General features: G+C 37.8%; 1 protein-coding gene. It reads left to right on the top strand.

Annotation, left to right across the window (positions count from 1 at the left end; genetic code table 11):
- Positions 1–460, top strand: a 460-nt coding sequence (locus IL45_RS14960) for an SDR family NAD(P)-dependent oxidoreductase (RefSeq protein WP_152550771.1), incomplete at both ends; no start/stop codon positions are given.

Here is a 460-nt window from a genome sequence, read left to right as displayed (position 1 = left end):
AGGTAAAGTAGCATTAGTTACTGGTAGTACACATGGTCTAGGAATGTCTATGGCACATGGATTAGGACTTGCTGGTGCTACTATCGTTGTCAACGGGAATTCATCTCAGCAAAAAATAGATGATGCCGTTGCTCATTATAAAGAAGCTGGAATAGATGCTGTAGGATACAAATTTGATGTATCAAATGAAGCTGCTGTTGAGACTGCTATTCAAAAAATAGAAAGGGAAGTTGGTCCTATAGACATTCTTATCAATAACGCAGGAATCATAAAAAGAGTTCCGCTAGCAGACATGGATGTGGAAGAGTTCAAACAAGTCGTGAATATTGATTTAGTAAGTCCTTTTATAGTTTCTAAGCATGTGGTAAAAGGCATGATGGAGCGTAAGGCTGGAAAGATTATTAATATATGTTCTATGATGAGTCAATTAGGTAGAAATACGGTAGGTGCTTATGCCGCT

It is taken from the genome of Nonlabens ulvanivorans (assembly GCF_000732625.1).
GTDB lineage: Bacteria > Bacteroidota > Bacteroidia > Flavobacteriales > Flavobacteriaceae > Nonlabens > Nonlabens ulvanivorans.
Note: the sequence above shows the minus strand (reverse complement) of the source record. Positions and strands in the feature narration are given on the sequence as shown.